14 protein-coding genes and 2 pseudogenes are annotated in these 15,507 nt (G+C 56.6%); 4 read left to right on the top strand and 12 right to left on the bottom strand.

The genetic code is table 11. The annotated features are described in order from the left end of the window. Window positions 1-223: 223 nt before the first annotated feature. Window positions 224-1,186 (top strand): 6-phosphofructokinase, encoded by a 963-nt coding sequence (gene pfkA / locus DCL27_RS00470; RefSeq protein WP_005290977.1) that lies wholly within the window; start codon window positions 224-226, stop codon window positions 1,184-1,186. Window positions 1,187-1,348: 162 nt separating this feature from the next. Here pfkA and tpiA read toward each other — a convergent pair whose 3' ends face one another. Together tpiA and DCL27_RS00480 are read right to left on the bottom strand one after the other, a co-directional pair. Next, complete coding sequence (gene tpiA, locus DCL27_RS00475; RefSeq protein ID WP_005295642.1) at window positions 1,349-2,116, bottom strand: triose-phosphate isomerase; 768 nt, start codon at window positions 2,114-2,116, stop codon at window positions 1,349-1,351. A 115-nt stretch (window positions 2,117-2,231) separates the two neighbouring features. Beyond that, window positions 2,232-2,882: a DUF1454 family protein gene (locus DCL27_RS00480; RefSeq protein ID WP_005295639.1), complete on the bottom strand. Its 651-nt coding sequence runs from the start codon at window positions 2,880-2,882 to the stop codon at window positions 2,232-2,234. 159 nt (window positions 2,883-3,041) lie between these two features. Here DCL27_RS00480 and DCL27_RS00485 point away from each other — a divergent pair, with 159 nt between their 5' ends. After that, on the top strand, window positions 3,042-3,473 hold the full coding sequence (locus DCL27_RS00485; RefSeq protein WP_005290970.1) for a DUF805 domain-containing protein: 432 nt from the start codon (window positions 3,042-3,044) through the stop codon (window positions 3,471-3,473). 37 nt (window positions 3,474-3,510) lie between these two features. Here the strand turns inward: DCL27_RS00485 and fpr are convergent, their stop codons facing one another. Next, window positions 3,511-4,257, bottom strand: a complete 747-nt coding sequence (fpr, locus tag DCL27_RS00490) for a ferredoxin--NADP(+) reductase (RefSeq protein ID WP_035597180.1) — start codon at window positions 4,255-4,257, stop codon at window positions 3,511-3,513. Between the two features lie 7 nt (window positions 4,258-4,264). After that, on the bottom strand, window positions 4,265-4,885 hold the full coding sequence (locus tag DCL27_RS00495) for a helix-turn-helix transcriptional regulator (RefSeq protein ID WP_005290967.1): 621 nt from the start codon (window positions 4,883-4,885) through the stop codon (window positions 4,265-4,267). A gap of 306 nt (window positions 4,886-5,191) precedes the next feature. On the opposite strand from DCL27_RS00495, the gene emrD reads away from it, so the two are divergent. Continuing rightward, window positions 5,192-6,376 carry a multidrug efflux MFS transporter EmrD gene (gene emrD, locus DCL27_RS00500; RefSeq protein WP_005290961.1) on the top strand — a complete coding sequence of 395 codons (1,185 nt, stop codon included), beginning with the start codon at window positions 5,192-5,194 and terminating at the stop codon, window positions 6,374-6,376. A gap of 75 nt (window positions 6,377-6,451) precedes the next feature. On the opposite strand, the gene glpX is transcribed toward emrD, so the two are convergent. The 3 genes and pseudogenes from glpX to DCL27_RS00515 form a co-directional block, all read right to left on the bottom strand. Further along, complete coding sequence (gene glpX, locus DCL27_RS00505; RefSeq protein WP_228594459.1) at window positions 6,452-7,462, bottom strand: class II fructose-bisphosphatase; 1,011 nt, start codon at window positions 7,460-7,462, stop codon at window positions 6,452-6,454. A 161-nt stretch (window positions 7,463-7,623) separates the two neighbouring features. Beyond that, window positions 7,624-9,131, bottom strand: a pseudogene (glpK, locus tag DCL27_RS00510) (glycerol kinase GlpK). Window positions 9,132-9,206: 75 nt separating this feature from the next. After that, window positions 9,207-10,048, bottom strand: a pseudogene (locus DCL27_RS00515) (MIP/aquaporin family protein). Between the two features lie 486 nt (window positions 10,049-10,534). On the opposite strand from DCL27_RS00515, the gene zapB reads away from it, so the two are divergent. Continuing rightward, on the top strand, window positions 10,535-10,777 hold the full coding sequence (gene zapB, locus DCL27_RS00520; protein WP_005295631.1) for a cell division protein ZapB: 243 nt from the start codon (window positions 10,535-10,537) through the stop codon (window positions 10,775-10,777). Between the two features lie 63 nt (window positions 10,778-10,840). Here the strand turns inward: zapB and rraA are convergent, their stop codons facing one another. The 5 genes from rraA to ftsN form a co-directional block, all read right to left on the bottom strand. Continuing rightward, a complete protein-coding gene (gene rraA / locus DCL27_RS00525) occupies window positions 10,841-11,326 on the bottom strand; it encodes a ribonuclease E activity regulator RraA (RefSeq protein WP_035597186.1) in 486 nt (161 codons plus the stop codon). Between the two features lie 107 nt (window positions 11,327-11,433). Further along, complete coding sequence (locus DCL27_RS00530) at window positions 11,434-12,351, bottom strand: 1,4-dihydroxy-2-naphthoate polyprenyltransferase (RefSeq protein WP_005290939.1); 918 nt, start codon at window positions 12,349-12,351, stop codon at window positions 11,434-11,436. 181 nt (window positions 12,352-12,532) lie between these two features. Next, entirely contained in the window at window positions 12,533-13,864 is a 1,332-nt protein-coding gene (gene hslU / locus DCL27_RS00535; RefSeq protein ID WP_005290936.1) for an HslU--HslV peptidase ATPase subunit, read from the bottom strand. A 12-nt stretch (window positions 13,865-13,876) separates the two neighbouring features. Continuing rightward, on the bottom strand, window positions 13,877-14,407 hold the full coding sequence (hslV, locus tag DCL27_RS00540; protein ID WP_005290933.1) for an ATP-dependent protease subunit HslV: 531 nt from the start codon (window positions 14,405-14,407) through the stop codon (window positions 13,877-13,879). An 87-nt stretch (window positions 14,408-14,494) separates the two neighbouring features. Beyond that, on the bottom strand, window positions 14,495-15,451 hold the full coding sequence (gene ftsN, locus DCL27_RS00545; protein WP_228594460.1) for a cell division protein FtsN: 957 nt from the start codon (window positions 15,449-15,451) through the stop codon (window positions 14,495-14,497). Window positions 15,452-15,507 lie beyond the last annotated feature (56 nt).

Genomic DNA, 15,507 nt, shown 5'->3' on the forward strand with positions numbered 1-15,507 from the left:
GACTGACCTGAATCAATTCAGCTTGATTACTTTGCTATAATATTACACAGTAATCGACTAATGTGTTCATTTTCTGTACCAGAAGGCGGGGCCTGGGCCGGTGTTGCGGGTACCGGGCAGCGTGAGGGCGTTGGCTACCGTCGTATGCGGTGGTCGAGCCAGCGTTATACGCGCCAAGCCACTCCATTTCTAAGAAATAGTATCCACAAGCTCAGAGGTAGTCATGATCAAAAAAATCGGTGTTTTGACCAGTGGCGGTGATGCGCCGGGCATGAACGCGGCCATCCGCGGTGTCGTGCGTGCAGCCTTGTCCAAAGGGTTAGATGTGTATGGCATCCATGATGGCTACCTCGGTCTGTATGAAGGACGTATTGAGCAACTGGATCGCTATAGCGTCTCCGATGTGATCAACCGTGGCGGTACTTTCCTCGGCTCTGCACGTTTCCCGGAGTTTCGCGATGAGAAAGTGCGGGCGCAAGCGGTGGAGAATATGCGTAAGTTTGGCCTGGATGCCCTGGTCGTCATCGGTGGCGATGGCTCTTATATGGGAGCCAAGCGTCTGACTGAGATGGGCTTCCCTTGTATCGGCCTGCCGGGCACTATCGATAATGACGTGGCTGGGACAGACTACACCATTGGTTATTTCACCGCGCTGGAGACCGTTGTGGAGGCGATCGACCGCCTGCGTGATACGTCATCCTCTCACCAGCGTATTTCCATCGTGGAAGTGATGGGCCGCTACTGCGGCGACTTGACCCTGGCTGCGGCGATTGCGGGTGGTTGCGAATACATCGTGTTGCCGGAGGTGGAGTTTAAGCGTGAGGACTTGGTCGAAGAGATCAAGGCGGGTATCACCAAGGGTAAGAAACACGCCATCGTCGCGATCACTGAGCATATCTGTGATGTTGATGAGTTGGCTAAGTTTATTGAGCAGGAAACCGGCCGTGAGACGCGCTCGACGGTTTTGGGCCATATTCAGCGCGGCGGTGCGCCGGTCGCCTATGACCGCATCTTAGCCTCGCGAATGGGCGCTTACTCCATTGAGTTGCTGTTACAAGGATATGGTGGCCGTTGCGTCGGTATCCAGAACGAAAAACTGGTACATCACGATATCATCGATGCAGTGGAAAACATGAAGCGTCCGTTTAAGGGCGATTGGCTGGATACGGCTAAGATGTTGTTCTAACTTCAGTCTTACCGCTGACCGTTTTATCAGCCTCGCCTCGGCGGGGCTTTTTTATGTTGACGCTGGGCCGTGCCGATACGCTGATTACGGCGTGGGGACGGAATAAAAAACGGCGCCCGTGAGGGGCGCCGTTTATTATCGCGTAGATGACGTACGGGCGACTTAGGCCTGTGCGGCTTCGGCGGCAGCACGTACGATGGTCGCGAAGGCATCGGCTTTCAGCGAAGCGCCGCCAACCAATGCACCATCGATATCCGGCTGTTTGAACAGATCGGCTGCATTGGCCGCGTTGACGGATCCACCGTACTGGATGATGACTTCCTGGGCGGCTTCCGCATCGTGTTTTGCGATGTGGTCACGGATGAACTTATGCACGGCCTGAGCCTGCGCCGGCGTAGCCGATTTGCCAGTACCGATAGCCCAGATGGGCTCATAGGCAATGACCGCACCTTTGAAGACTTGGGCGCCCATGCTCTTCAGTACGGCATCCAACTGACGCGCACAGACCTCTTCGGTCTTACCGGCTTCGTTTTCTGCTTCGGTTTCACCGATGCACAGAACCGGGATCAGACCAGCTTCTTTCAGTGCAGCGAATTTTTCAGCGATGAAGGTATCGCTCTCTTTGTGATAGGTACGACGCTCGGAGTGGCCGATGATGATGTATTTCGCACCGACATCTTTCAGCATGGCGGCAGCGGTTTCACCGGTGAATGCGCCGGAGGCATTGATGCCGACGTCCTGGGCACCGAGAGCGATACGGCTACCGGCCAGCTCATGAGCGGCCATATCCAGATACACGGTCGGCGGTGCGATAGCGACGTCACAGCCCGCGACATCGCTCAGCTCGGCGCGCAGCGCGGCGACCAGTTCGTGAACCATGTGGCGGCTACCGTTCAGTTTCCAGTTACCCATAACGAGTGGTTGACGCATTTTCTTTCCTCCAATTGGGAAACACATAATCGAAATCAATTTGCCTCATCGGCATATTCTGTCTGACAGTATAAAAAATTGCGCGTCAGACGCTTTGTTTTCCATCATTAAATGCCTATGGATTTTGGGGATCAGCATCCTCTGATAGTGCTAGCTTAATCGGTTCAACAGCGAATGTAATGCCTTTTTCTCCGCTATCTGCTACCACATAGCGTAAGGAACCATCCTGTTGACTGTAGTAGGCGTGGTTTTTACCACGGCTCAATAGCTGTGTGGCTTTTTCCAGGCTTTGCTGTGCCGAGAGCGTGGGTGAGAAGCTTTGCATAATGGCTGCAATATAACGGATAGCCAGTTGCCGATCGGTACTGTCCGCCCCATTCTTGGCCTCCCGTTTCCCCTTCTCTCGCGTGTTGTTTACCTCGGCGTCGCTCTCAGGCAGATAGGTGATCTGTAGGCTCTTGATCTTCCCTGTCCCCTTCTCTAACACCACGGAGGAGTAAATCGCCTGATTAATACGCGTTGCGGCCCGGGTTAGCGGCAGATCCTCATCCTGTACGCTGATGGCGCGATACTCTGCCAAGGGGAGCATCGGAAAGTCTTGATTATAGCGTGTGCGGAAGCTAACCAGGGTAAGATCGAAGGTCGGTGCACCGGGTAAGAGATAGGCGGCGGTCGATGACTCGGGGGCCGGATCGGACGAGGCGGCGTCGCTGGCGGCGGGCAGGCTGGCCAGCAAGAGGATGGAGAGTAGGGCGATTCGCAGCATGCTCATAATCCAGTAAACGGCAGGTAACGATCCGAGGGATGATTAAAGCGTTTTATGACCATGTTTGTCAAAAAGCCGCGTAAAAATTCCGCTGAAGAGCGGGGGATCGGGTACACTGCGGCGCTCTGTTGGCTGAACCAAATGATAAAAGGATGGTGCATGGGCTTACAACAGTGGTGCTTCTCGCTACGTGGCCGCTTGGGGCGACAAGCGTTTTGGGCTTGGATGGGGATCTGGTTGCTGCTCTTGCTGGTGTTATTTTCGCTAGCGGGTGCAGGGATGCTTCCACTCCAGGCGGCCGCCTTTTTATTGGTCTTGTCATTATGGCCGACGGCGGCGGTATGGGTGAAACGCCTACACGATCGCAACAAGTCCGGCTGGTGGGCCTTGCTGGCGGTGTTAGCCTGGATGTTGGCCGCCGGTAACTGGACGATGTTGGGGCCGGTGTGGGTTTGGGCCTTGGGACGCTTCTTGCCGTTGCTGATCTATATCATGCTGATATTAGACTGCGGCGTCTTCGCCGGTACGGCGGGGGATAACCGTTATGGCCCACCGGCAGTGGCGGTGAACTGGCGCCGTTTTGGCGGCTAACGGCGGGGATTCAGGGATCGCCCGCCGCTGAGTACGCTTACCAATAATGCTCGCTGGTGACGTGACCTGGCTTACGACGCAGATGCTTACGCATGGCGCGCGTTTCTTTCAGTACCTGTTGTGTGTCGCGAACCATTTGCGGGTTACCGCACAACATCACATGGCTCTCTTCGGCGTTAATCGGTAGGCCGACGGCGGCCTCTAAGGCCCCGTTGGCGATCAAGGCGGGAACCCGGCCTTGGAGGGTGCCAGCAGCGGCTTCACGGCTAATGACGGGCTGGATACGTAGCTTGCCATGATAACGTTGCACCAGCTGCTGCATGCGAGGAAGGTAGCTGAGATCGGCCGCATGGCGCACCGCATGCACCAGTACCAGATGCTCGAAACGATCCAGATCCCGCTCTTCCTCCAGCATCGAGAGGTACGGGCCGAGCGCGGTACCGGTGGCCAGCATCCAGAGGATCTTACTGTCCGGCACCTCATCCAAGACGAAGAAGCCGTTGGCCTCATCGCTGATCAGTAGGGTGTCACCCGGTTGCAGCGCCGCTAAGCGTGGGCTGAGTAGTCCATCCGGGACGGTGACCAGATAAAACTCCAGCGTATCGCTACTCGGTGGGTTAACGAACGAATAGGCACGTTGGATACGCTCATCGCCAATATCCATGCCCAGCTTGCCGAACTGCCCCGCTTGAAACGGCTTGATCGGAGCTTGCAGCTGAATGCTAAACAGTTTATCGGTCCAGTGCTGAACCTGCGTAATGGTACCCGTTACCCATTCGGCCATATGTTAATCACTCCCGGGAGGTTATGCGGTAGGCGCAGCGACGTGAGTCGCTGATGATGTGCTCTACGCGTTCAATGTGATACTCGGAGCCTAGCAGGCGGTTAAGCAGGCGTAGCTCGGAGTGGCACAGCTTACCGCAGGTATTGGCGGCGATGCCAATGGGACAGTGGTTCTCGACCAATACCACCGCATTATTTTCGAACTCAACCTCGGCCATATAGCCATCGCTTTGACGTAGGCGAGCCAGCGCGCGGAAGCGTTCTTCGCCCTCGGGATGCTGTGCTAACTCATTGGCGTAACGGGTATAGAGGGCATCTTCACGGATTTCGAGCAGCTGTTCGACGCCTTGGTTGCCGAACAGTTTCTGTGTCCCCTCCAATAGGGTGCGGGAGAGATCGCGGTGACGGTCGGGAAATTGGGCATGTCCCTTGCTGGTCAGCGACCAGAAGCGGGTAGGGCGACCGACCTTGGTGCGCGACTCCTCATAACAAACCAATTCCCGTTGTTCGAGTTGCTGCAAATGCTGACGTACCCCCATGGTGGTGATGGCGATGCGCTCCGCCAACATTTTGGCCGACTGCGGACCCAGACTCTTTAGCTGCAACAAGATTAATTCGGGTGTCTTCATGGCACAGATCCTTGTGGTAAGCGAGACATTGATAATCGACTGAGTTTAATAATTTATAAAACTCCATTAAATGATAAATATTCTTTATTTTTAAACCTGTCGCAGAATCCCTTCCCGGCTGTCACATTTACTTTACGCTGACGGCGATCCGCGCTGCCAATAAAAATCAGGACAAAGCGCGACGTAGAGAACAAATTTTAGCTTTATCTGTTAGATTATGCGCCCGAATATGGTCATAGATTCCACAAATACATTATCTCTGTGGTTTATCACTCTGGTTAATAATGCGTTGGTAAGCGTAACATAATGAGAAAGCTAGAAAATTTTCATCTGCTGGTCATGTTGATCCTGCTGGTCGCCGTCGGTCAGATGGCGCAGACCATCTATGTGCCTTCGATCCCTGATATGGGGCATGATCTGGGTGTGCGTAGCGGCGCACTGCAAAGCGTGATGGCGGCGTATTTGCTGACTTATGGTGCCTCGCAACTGATCTATGGCCCGTTGTCCGATCGTGTCGGTCGTCGTCCCGTGATTTTGGCCGGGATGGGGATCTTCATGCTGGGGGCGTTAGCGGCGTTGCTCGCACCCAGTCTGCATATCTTGGTATTGGCAGCGGCTCTGCAAGGGTTAGGGACCGGGGTCGCGGGCGTGATGGCGCGTACCATGCCGCGCGATTTGTATAGTGGTACGGCATTACGTTACGCCAATAGCTTGTTGAATATGGGGATCTTGGTCAGCCCCTTACTGGCACCGGTGATCGGTGGCCTGTTGGATGCCTTTATCAGCTGGCGGGCTTGCTTTGCCTTTCTGCTGTTGCTGTGTGCCGGTGTCGCTTACAGCATGTTCCGCTGGCTGCCGGAGACACGCCCGGCGGCGGCGGGTAACAGCAATCTGGTTACCAGCTATCGTCAACTGTTGGGGAGCGGTCAGTTTGTCTGCTACCTGATTATGCTGGTGGGGGGATTAGCGGGCGTGGCGGTGTTTGAGGCCTGCTCCGGGGTATTGCTAGGCGGGGTACTGCATCTCAGTGGTATTGTGGTCAGCATCCTGTTTATTTTACCGATTCCGGCGGCTTTTTTCGGTGCCTGGTATGCGGGGCGTCCGGGAAAATCCTTCGCGACGTTGATGTGGCATGCGGTCTTTAGCTGCCTGCTAGCTGGGTTGCTGATGTGGATGCCGAGCTGGTTTGGGATCATTAATATTTGGACGTTGATCGTGCCGGCAGCCCTGTTCTTCTTTGGTGCCGGTATGCTGTTTCCGCTGGCGACCACTGGGGCGATGGAGCCTTTCCCACTGTTAGCCGGTGCGGCGGGTGCGCTCGTCGGTGGATTACAAAACGTCGGCTCAGGCGCGATGGCTTGGTTTTCCGCGTTATTACCGCAGAATAGTCAGTTCAGCCTGGGAATGTTGATGAGTGCCATGGCGGTGATGATCCTGCTGTGTTGGTTGCCCATCGCGCATAAGGTGCGTCAGCAGGGGCAGATCCTGTAACTCGCGGGGATGGCATTGAGCTTCGTGCTAAGCAGACGGCGCGCCATGGGCGCGCCGTTTTGTATCCCGATGATGTTACAGGATGATGTCACGGATCTGGGCGTCTTTCCGCTCCAGATAGTGAGTAGAGCGGATACGACGGATGGTGCGTGACTTGCCGCGGATCAACAGGGTCTCGGTGGTAGCGACGTTACCCTTACGGTAGATGCCGTCCAGCAGATCACCTTTGGTGATACCGGTCGCCGAGAAGATCACGTTATCGTTACGCGCCATGTCTCCCAGCGCGAGTACCTCGCCGGCACAGATACCCATCTGGGCGCAGCGCGCCAGCTCTTGCTCGCCTAGGCGACGATTCTCAGGCGTATCCCCCTTCACCTGATGACGAGCCAGCAGACGCCCCTGCATATCACCATCTAGGGCGCGGATCACGGCGGCGGAAACGACGCCTTCCGGGGCGCCGCCGATACCATACATCACATCGACTTCGCTCTCCGGCATACAGGTGAGGATCGACGCCGCCACATCGCCGTCGGGGATGGCAAAGACACGTACACCTAACGCCTGCATTGTTGCGATGTTCGCGTCGTGGCGTGGTTTCGCCAGGGTGATCACCGTCAGCTGGGATAGTGGTTTGCCCAGGCGATCGGCGATGTTGCGCAGGTTAGTCTCAAGCGGCAGAGTGAGATCGACGCAGCCTTTAGCCTGCGGGCCAACCACCAGTTTTTCCATATACATATCTGGGGCATGCAGGAATGTCCCCTTGTCGCCGACAGCCATCACGGCCAGCGCATTAGCCTGCCCCATAGCGGTCATGCGGGCCCCTTCGATAGGATCGACGGCGATGTCGACCTGATCGCCTTGGCCGCTGCCGACGCGCTCACCGATGTACAGCATCGGCGCCTCGTCGATTTCCCCTTCACCGATGACGATCTCCCCGTCGATATCGACCTGGTTAAGCATGATGCGCATGGCGTTGACAGCGGCGCCGTCGGCTGCATTTTTATCGCCGCGCCCCAACCACTTATATCCGGCCAGTGCCGCCGCTTCGGTGACGCGAGAGAACTCGATGGCTAATTCACGTTTCATGATGGGTCCTGCAATGATGAGAATAAAATAAGCAATAAGATGACGGGGGGCGATTCTAACACAGAGCGGGTGAAACGTTTGCGTCGGAAAACCGCGCTAACCTTGACCAAAAATAAAAAAGGGGCGATTGCTCGCCCCTGGGTGACATGAGAATGGGGAGATCAGTCGTGATCTTCCCAGGCTTGGGCACGAGCGACCGCCTTCTTCCAACCGCTGTAGCGGTAATTACGCTCTACGGTTTCAATACCAGGGCGGAATTCGCGCTCGATACAGGCCTTGCTGCTCAACTCATCCAGATCGTTCCAGTAGCCGACAGCCAGACCCGCCAAGTAGGCGGCGCCAAGGGCGGTGACTTCCAGTACCTCCGGGCGCTCGACTCGGGTACCGAGGATGTCAGACTGGAACTGCATCAGGAAGTTGTTGGCGACCGCCCCGCCATCGACGCGCAGCGATTGCAGGCGGGTGTTGGCGTCAGCCTGCATCGCATCCAGCACATCACGTGTCTGATAGGCGATGGACTCCAGGGTCGCCCGGATGATGTGATTATTATTCACACCACGCGTCAGGCCGAAGATGGCGCCACGGGCGTAGGGGCCCCAGTAGGGGGCGCCTAGGCCGGTGAAGGCCGGTACCACATAGACGCCGTTGCTATCTTTGACTTTGGTCGCAAAGTACTCGGAGTCGGCGGCATCGTTGATCAGTTTCAGCTCATCGCGCAGCCATTGGATCGAGGCCCCTCCGATGAACACCGCCCCTTCCAGGGCATAGTTGACCTCGCCGCGCGGACCACAGGCGATGGTGGTCAGCAGGCCATGCTGTGACGGTACCGCTTCCTTACCGGTGTTCATCAGCAAGAAGCAGCCGGTTCCATAGGTGTTCTTCGCCATCCCCGGCTGAACACACAACTGGCCGAATAGCGCCGCCTGCTGGTCGCCGGCGATACCGGCGATAGGAATACGAGTGCCTCCTTTGCCGCCGATGTTGGTCTTGCCGTAGATCTCGGAAGAGGCGCGCACTTGCGGCAGCATGGCGCGTGGGATATCCAAGACCTCTAACATACGCTCATCCCAGTCCAGGGTATGGATGTTGAAGAGCATGGTACGGGAGGCGTTGGTGTAGTCGGTGACGTGTACCCGACCCTGAGTCATCTTCCAAACCAGCCAGGTGTCGACGGTACCGAATAGGAGCTCGCCGCGCTTGGCACGTTCACGGGCTCCTTCGACGTGGTCAGGATCCACTTTACCTTGGTACCAGAGAAGTAGGGGTCGACCACCAGGCCGGTATGATGGCGGATGTACTCCTCCAGTCCGTCGCGCTTCAGTTGCTCGCAGATGTCGGCGGTGCGGCGGCATTGCCAGACGATGGCGTTGTAGACCGGTTTACCGGTCTCTTTTTCCCAGACGATGGTGGTTTCACGCTGGTTAGTGATGCCGATGGCGGCGATCTGATCGGATTCGATATCGGCTTTTGCCATCGCCTCGGTCAGGGTGGAGCTTTGGGTCGCCCAAATCTCCATGGGATCGTGTTCGACCCAGCCTGCCTTGGGGTAAATTTGCTCAAATTCGCGCTGAGATACGCTGACGATGTTGGCGTCATGATCGAGGATCACGGCACGAGAACTGGTGGTGCCCTGGTCAAGCGCGACAATGTATTTTTGTTGGGTTGTCATGGTCGTTATCCTGGGTTGATGTTTGGGGTACGGTTTGCGCTCAAAAACCGGGGAGTCTCCTCCCCGGAAACCTTATCAGGCTTTGGACTGCTCACTCTGCTTTTTCTCTTCATCGGCGGTGCAGACATCACACGGCAGATGGCGGCCGATCAAGGCACGGTAGCCGAAGGCACCCAGGCAGGCACCAACGATCGGGCCAACGATGGGGACCAGGAAGTAGGGGATGGTGCGCCCGCCGGTGAAGGCGATCTCACCCCAGCCCGCCATCCACGCGAAGGCTTTCGGTCGAAGTCACGCGCAGGGTTCAGGGCGAAGCCCGTCAGGGGCCCCATCGCGGCACCGATGACGGCGATCAGCACACCGATCAGCAGCGGTGCCAGTGGGCCGCGCGGGATACCGTTGCCATCGTCGGTCAGGGCCAAGATCAGGCACATCAGAATGGCGGTGATGACGGTTTCTACTAACAGGGCTTGCCAGACGGTGATGTGTGGGTTCGGATAGGTCGAGAAGATCCCAGCCAGCGTCAGGCTTTCCTCGCTGCCGCGTACCATATTATGGGTCTGTTCATAGTCGATAAACAGGTTGTGATACAGAGCATAGACTAACGCGGCGGCACAGAATGCGCCGGCGACCTGAGCGATGATATAGGGGATCACTTTGCGGCGTTCGAAACAGGCGAACAGCCAAAGGGCGATGGTGACCGCCGGGTTGAGGTGAGCACCGGAGATGGCAGCCGTCAGATAGATGGCTAGCGCCACGCCCAGACCCCAGATAACGCTGATCTCCCAGAGGCTCAGGCTGGCACCAGCCAGCTTCATGGCGGCGACACAGCCACAGCCAAAGAAGATCAGCAGGGCGGTGCCCAGAAATTCGGCGATACACTGTCCTTTTAATGTCGTACTCGCTGTCTGGCTCATAACAAGGAATCCTGCGACGAAGAGGTGGAAGATAATTACCCGGTGTGAAAATGGAACACGTTACGTTGCGATGTGAATTTATCGTTAACGCGCGAAAACGAGAAATAGCGAAATTTAAATGTGTGTGTTTTGTCAAAAAAATGGTCGTTTTCGCTTATATTGTGTGACTTAGCCGCGCAACGTTTTGTGATCTGACCACTGACGGAGATCACGGCGAGGGGCATTTGTTTCTTTTATGTTTGTTGGTAACTTTTTTTAAATCGTTTATGACGGTGTAAAAGTGCGGGCGCCATAGCTGAATTTGTTACAGACTGGGACCCGGCCTAGACAGTAAGCAGTGGGCTACATACAATCGGGTCAATGAGGTTTGTGCGTTGGCCTGACGGCCTGCGCGGTGTGGGCGCCCATTAAGGATACGTTCGCCGTCGTTGCGGCGGCGTGCGTAACGGTAAGACGTACGCCTGGCTACTATTGAGGGGACAGATCATGTCATTTGAAGTATTTGAGAAACTGGAAGCGAAAGTTCAGCAGGCGATCGACACCATTACCCTGCTACAGATGGAAATCGAAGAGCTGAAGGATAAGAATAATCAGCTTAATCAGGAGGTTCAGCAGGCAGCGAGCAATCGTGAAGCATTGCTGCGTGAGAATGAACAGCTGAAGCATGAACAGGGTGATTGGCAGGAGCGCCTGCGTGCACTACTGGGTAAGATGGACGAAGTGAACTGATCGTTTACTCTGGTAATGAAAAAGGCGCTCGGTGAGCGCCTTTTTGCTGCCATCATGCGGCGATTATTCGAGATCCAGTGGCTCTTCCGCCAGGATGATGCCGGTATTGTCGGCATACAGATGGTCGCCGGAGAAGAAGGTGACGCCGCCAAAGTTGACGCGAATGTCGCTCTCGCCGATCCCCGCGCTGTCAGCGCCGGCGGGAATAGCCGCCATCGCCTGGATGCCGATGTCGAGCTCCTCTAGGTCATCGACTTGACGCACCGCACCGTATACCACGATGCCTTCCCACTCATTTTGTACTGCCAGCCGTGCCAGTTCGGCGTTAATCAACGCACGCCGCACCGAGCCACCGCCATCGACGACGAGAACCCGGCCCCGACCGTTCTCTTCCAATAGATCGTAGAGCAGTCCGTTATCTTCAAAGCATTTGACCGTAATGATCTGGCCGCCAAAGGAAGAACGCCCACCGAAGTTGGAGAACAACGGTTCTACAACATTCACCTCTTCATGGTAAATGTCACATAGTTCGGAAGTATCGTATTTCATGGGTCCACGTCCGGTTGCCGCAGGAATGATCAGTATATCTCCTTAATGCGGTTGTTGGCAAAAGCGGCGATTATATGGCGCCGCCTACGCTCAGCGGCGCCTGGCCATCAGCTCAATACGGTACCGACGGCAAACAACAGATTGGTCAGCAACGCGCCTTTGACCATATTTTCTAGCATCGGGCGCATCGCCTCTGGGGAACGCTGATGAAACACATAGCTGGCGTGGCGATAGAGCATCGGGATCGCCAAGACGAACAGCCAGCCAACCAGGCTGCGTAGATCCAACAGTGCGAACAGCGCCAGGCAGAGCACCGCACCACCGAGTAGCGCCACATGGTAATAACGAGCGTTACGCGGCCCGAGGCGTACCGCCAGGGTGTTCTTGCCATTACGAGCATCGTTCTCAATATCGCGTAGGTTATTGATGTTCAGTACAGCCGCGGCCAACAACCCACAGGCTGTTGCTGGCAGCATGACCACCTGATCGAAGGTTCCGGCCTGGAGATAGTAGGTCCCCGCGACGCTTAACCAACCGAAGAAGATCAATACCGAAATGTCGCCCAATCCCATGTAACCGTAAGGGCGAGTGCCAACGGTGTAGGTGATAGCGGCGATGATCGCCATCAGCCCAAGGAGTAAGAAGCCGAGAATATCCTGCGGCTTCTGGCAGGCGACAGCGATTAACGCGACGCCGGAGACAATGGTCAACAGAACGGTAATGATCAGGGCGCGTTTCATCTGTGCCTGGGTGATCACGCCTTTCTGCATGCCACGCAATGGCCCGATACGCTCTGGGGTGTCGCTGCCTTTGATGGCGTCGCCATAGTCGTTGGCCAGATTGGAGAGGATCTGCAACAACGCGGCGGTCAGCAGCGCCAGCAGGGCGATAGCGAGGCTAAAGGTATGTTGCCAGGCGGCGATGGCCGAGCCGGTGACAATCGAGGCCAGAGCCAACGGCAGCGTGCGCAGGCGCAGACTTTCCAGCCAGGCACGTGGCCGGCTGATCGGGGTCAATGAGGTCATGTTATGGTTTCAGTTACTGGGGCAAATGACCCTCAGCTACGCTGAGGGGATCGCCGGGTTATCGCATTTATCTATATTAACAAACCGCCACCCATCCGTGGATCCAGCGTTATCGAAATAAGAAAGGGGAAGGCGGACGCCTTCCCCTGACAACGATCGAAAAGGACGGTTTCTGGATCGATTATAGAATAAACCGGCTCAGATCTTCATCTGCTACCAACTCATCGAGGTGATTACGGACATAATCGGCATCGATGGTGATGGCGGTACCGTTCATTTCGCTGGCATCGAAGGAGATCTCCTCCATCAGACGCTCCATCACGGTATGCAAACGGCGGGCACCGATGTTTTCGGCACTCTCGTTGACCTGCCAGGCGGCTTCGGCGATACGGCGGATACCGTCGGCGGTAAAGGTGATGTTAACCCCTTCGGTTGCCATCAGTGCCTGGTACTGTTCGGTCAGTGAAGCGCTAGGCTCAGTCAGGATGCGCTCGAAGTCTTCGGTGGTCAGCGCCTGGAGCTCGACACGGATCGGTAGGCGGCCCTGCAGTTCAGGGATCAGATCGGCAGGGCTAGAAACCTGGAAGGCACCGGAGGCGATAAACAGGATGTGATCGGTTTTGACCATGCCGTGCTTGGTATTGACGGTACAGCCTTCGATCAGTGGCAACAGGTCACGTTGTACCCCTTCGCGCGAGACATCCGGCCCTGAGCTTTCGCCCCGCTTACAGATCTTGTCGATCTCGTCGATAAAGACGATGCCATTCTGCTCGACGGCCTCGATGGCCTGATGTTTCAGCTCTTCAGGATTGACCAGCTTGGCCGCTTCTTCTTCGATCAGCTGCTTGAAGGCATCCTTGATCTTAATCTTGCGCGGCTTGGTCTTTTGCCCGCCCAAGTTCTGGAACATGGATTGCAGTTGGCTGGTCATCTCTTCCATGCCTGGAGGCGCCATGATTTCGACACCCATCGGTGCGGCCGCCAGTTCGATCTCGATCTCTTTGTCGTCCAGCTCGCCCTCGCGCAGCTTCTTGCGGAAACTCTGGCGTGCCGGTGAGTTCTCGTTGCTTTGTTCGGCCTGTCCCCAGTTGTTCTTGGCCGGCGGGATCAATACATCCAGGATGCGCTCTTCCGCCATCTCTTCGGCGCGGTAGCGGTTCTTTTCGATGGATTGCGCTCGGATCATCTTCATCGCTGAATCGGTCAGATCGCGGATGATGGAATCGACTTCCTTACCAACGTAGCCGACTTCGGTAAATTTGGTGGCTTCAACCTTGATGAACGGAGCATTGGCCAACTTGGCCAGACGGCGTGCGATTTCGGTTTTCCCGACACCGGTTGGACCGATCATCAGGATGTTTTTCGGTGTGACTTCGTGACGCAGCGCCTCGCCGAGTTGCATGCGACGCCAGCGGTTACGCAGCGCGATGGCGACGGCGCGTTTGGCGGAGTGTTGGCCGATGATGTAACTGTCGAGTTCACTGACAATTTCGCGTGGGGTCATCTCAGACATGATGTGCAGTCCTTACGCTTTAGAATCTAATTCTTCAATGGTGTGGAACTGGTTGGTGTAGATGCAGATATCACCTGCGATCCCCAGCGCCTTTTCTACGATGTCGCGGGCGCCCAGCTCGGTGTTTTCCAGCAGTGCGCGAGCGGCGGCTTGAGCATAGGGGCCGCCGGAGCCGATGGCGATCAGATCGTTTTCCGGTTGGACCACATCGCCATTACCGGTGATGATCAGCGAGGCGTTTTCATCGGCGACGGCCAGCAAGGCTTCCAGCTTGCGTAGCATACGATCGGTACGCCAATCTTTGGCTAACTCGACCGCTGCCTTCACCAGATGACCTTGGTGCAGCTCCAGTTTGCGTTCGAACAGTTCAAACAGGGTAAAGGCGTCGGCGGTACCACCGGCGAACCCGGCGATGACGCGATCGTTGTACAGGCGGCGTACCTTGCGGACGTTACCCTTCATTACGGTATTGCCCAGCGTGGCCTGACCATCCCCACCGATCACTACTTTGCCGTTACGGCGAACGCTAACTATTGTTGTCATGAACAGACCCCCGTGGCTGAAAAGTGATCCTCCCGTCGCATAGGACGGGAGGCATTACCTGATCAGATGGGGGAGATTTTGGGAATTTCAACCCCCGCTTGCCAGCGTGATACAGCCGGCCATGCCATTTCCTTTTAGGCGGCTGATCATCTTGTCTGCCGCCGCCCGATTGGCATAGGGACCGAGCAGTACGCGATGCCAGCCACCACCGCTGGTGATGCGGCTTTCGATACCGCCGAAGGCTAGCTGGGCGCGAACGGACTCGGCTTGATCGGTATTACGGAACGAGCCACATTGGATCAGCCACTTCTGGCTGCTCGCCTTCTCTTCCGCTTTCTCGGCCGGTTTCTCTCGGGCCGGTTGCGGCGCCGGGGGCGGCGTTACGACGCGCTCTTTCTCCCGCTCTCGATTCACGGGAGCGGGCGTCTGCGCCTGGCTTGGGCGCGACGGGGCGGCATTGCTGGGCGCTTGAGAGAATGGATTACGCGCCACCGGTGCCGGTTGAGTCTGGCGCACCGGCTCCTGATACGCTGGCTGGGGAGGCGGGGTGGGCTGGCTATAACGCTGCTCCGGCATCCGGCTATTATGCGGGGTGACGGCCACAGGAGACTGATCGTTATAGGGTACCTCGGATAGCTGTGTCGGTGCCTGGCGCATGTCGGCCTGCATTTGTTCCAACAGTTGGCGTTGTTCTTCGGTCAACTGCGGCTGTCCCTGCGGGGGCATCCCCCCGCTCGGTTCGGTCGGCATCGTGACGCCGACTTGGCGGTTTTCCAGCTCCTTGATATAGCGCCAGCGCTCTTCTGGCTTCGGTGGTAAGCCATTCTTCGGATGCGGCGACGCCTCCGGTAGCAGCGTATCGCCGCCCGGTTTATGCTGGGTCAGAAAATAGAGGCCACCGGCAAAGGTTGCCAGCACGGCCAGGGCGAGCACCATCATGGCCCGAGATACCCCAGAACCCGAGCGCCGTTTCTTTCCCCGGCCATTGCTTTTGCGTTTGGCGCCCGAAGCGCGCCCACGACTCACATAGTCTCTTTGTGCCACTGTCGTTTCGCTACAACTCAATAGTCAATATCAAGACGCCATGTTACTGAACTCAG

The sequence above is a fragment of the Edwardsiella tarda ATCC 15947 = NBRC 105688 genome (assembly GCF_003113495.2).
GTDB classification, from domain to species: Bacteria; Pseudomonadota; Gammaproteobacteria; order Enterobacterales; family Enterobacteriaceae; genus Edwardsiella; species Edwardsiella tarda.

What these genes read in the sequence shown, in the direction of transcription:
- hslV (WP_005290933.1), bottom strand. Translation starts at nt 14,407, where the DNA reads ATGACAACAATAGTTAGCGTTCGCCGTAACGGCAAAGTAGTGATCGGT.
- zapB (WP_005295631.1), top strand. Translation starts at nt 10,535, where the DNA reads ATGTCATTTGAAGTATTTGAGAAACTGGAAGCGAAAGTTCAGCAGGCG.
- DCL27_RS00480 (WP_005295639.1), bottom strand. Translation starts at nt 2,882, where the DNA reads ATGCTGCGAATCGCCCTACTCTCCATCCTCTTGCTGGCCAGCCTGCCC.
- tpiA (WP_005295642.1), bottom strand. Translation starts at nt 2,116, where the DNA reads ATGCGTCAACCACTCGTTATGGGTAACTGGAAACTGAACGGTAGCCGC.
- rraA (WP_035597186.1), bottom strand. Translation starts at nt 11,326, where the DNA reads ATGAAATACGATACTTCCGAACTATGTGACATTTACCATGAAGAGGTG.
- hslU (WP_005290936.1), bottom strand. Translation starts at nt 13,864, where the DNA reads ATGTCTGAGATGACCCCACGCGAAATTGTCAGTGAACTCGACAGTTAC.
- fpr (WP_035597180.1), bottom strand. Translation starts at nt 4,257, where the DNA reads ATGGCCGAATGGGTAACGGGTACCATTACGCAGGTTCAGCACTGGACC.
- glpX (WP_228594459.1), bottom strand. Translation starts at nt 7,462, where the DNA reads ATGAAACGTGAATTAGCCATCGAGTTCTCTCGCGTCACCGAAGCGGCG.
- pfkA (WP_005290977.1), top strand. Translation starts at nt 224, where the DNA reads ATGATCAAAAAAATCGGTGTTTTGACCAGTGGCGGTGATGCGCCGGGC.
- emrD (WP_005290961.1), top strand. Translation starts at nt 5,192, where the DNA reads ATGAGAAAGCTAGAAAATTTTCATCTGCTGGTCATGTTGATCCTGCTG.
- DCL27_RS00495 (WP_005290967.1), bottom strand. Translation starts at nt 4,885, where the DNA reads ATGAAGACACCCGAATTAATCTTGTTGCAGCTAAAGAGTCTGGGTCCG.
- DCL27_RS00485 (WP_005290970.1), top strand. Translation starts at nt 3,042, where the DNA reads ATGGGCTTACAACAGTGGTGCTTCTCGCTACGTGGCCGCTTGGGGCGA.
- DCL27_RS00530 (WP_005290939.1), bottom strand. Translation starts at nt 12,351, where the DNA reads ATGACCTCATTGACCCCGATCAGCCGGCCACGTGCCTGGCTGGAAAGT.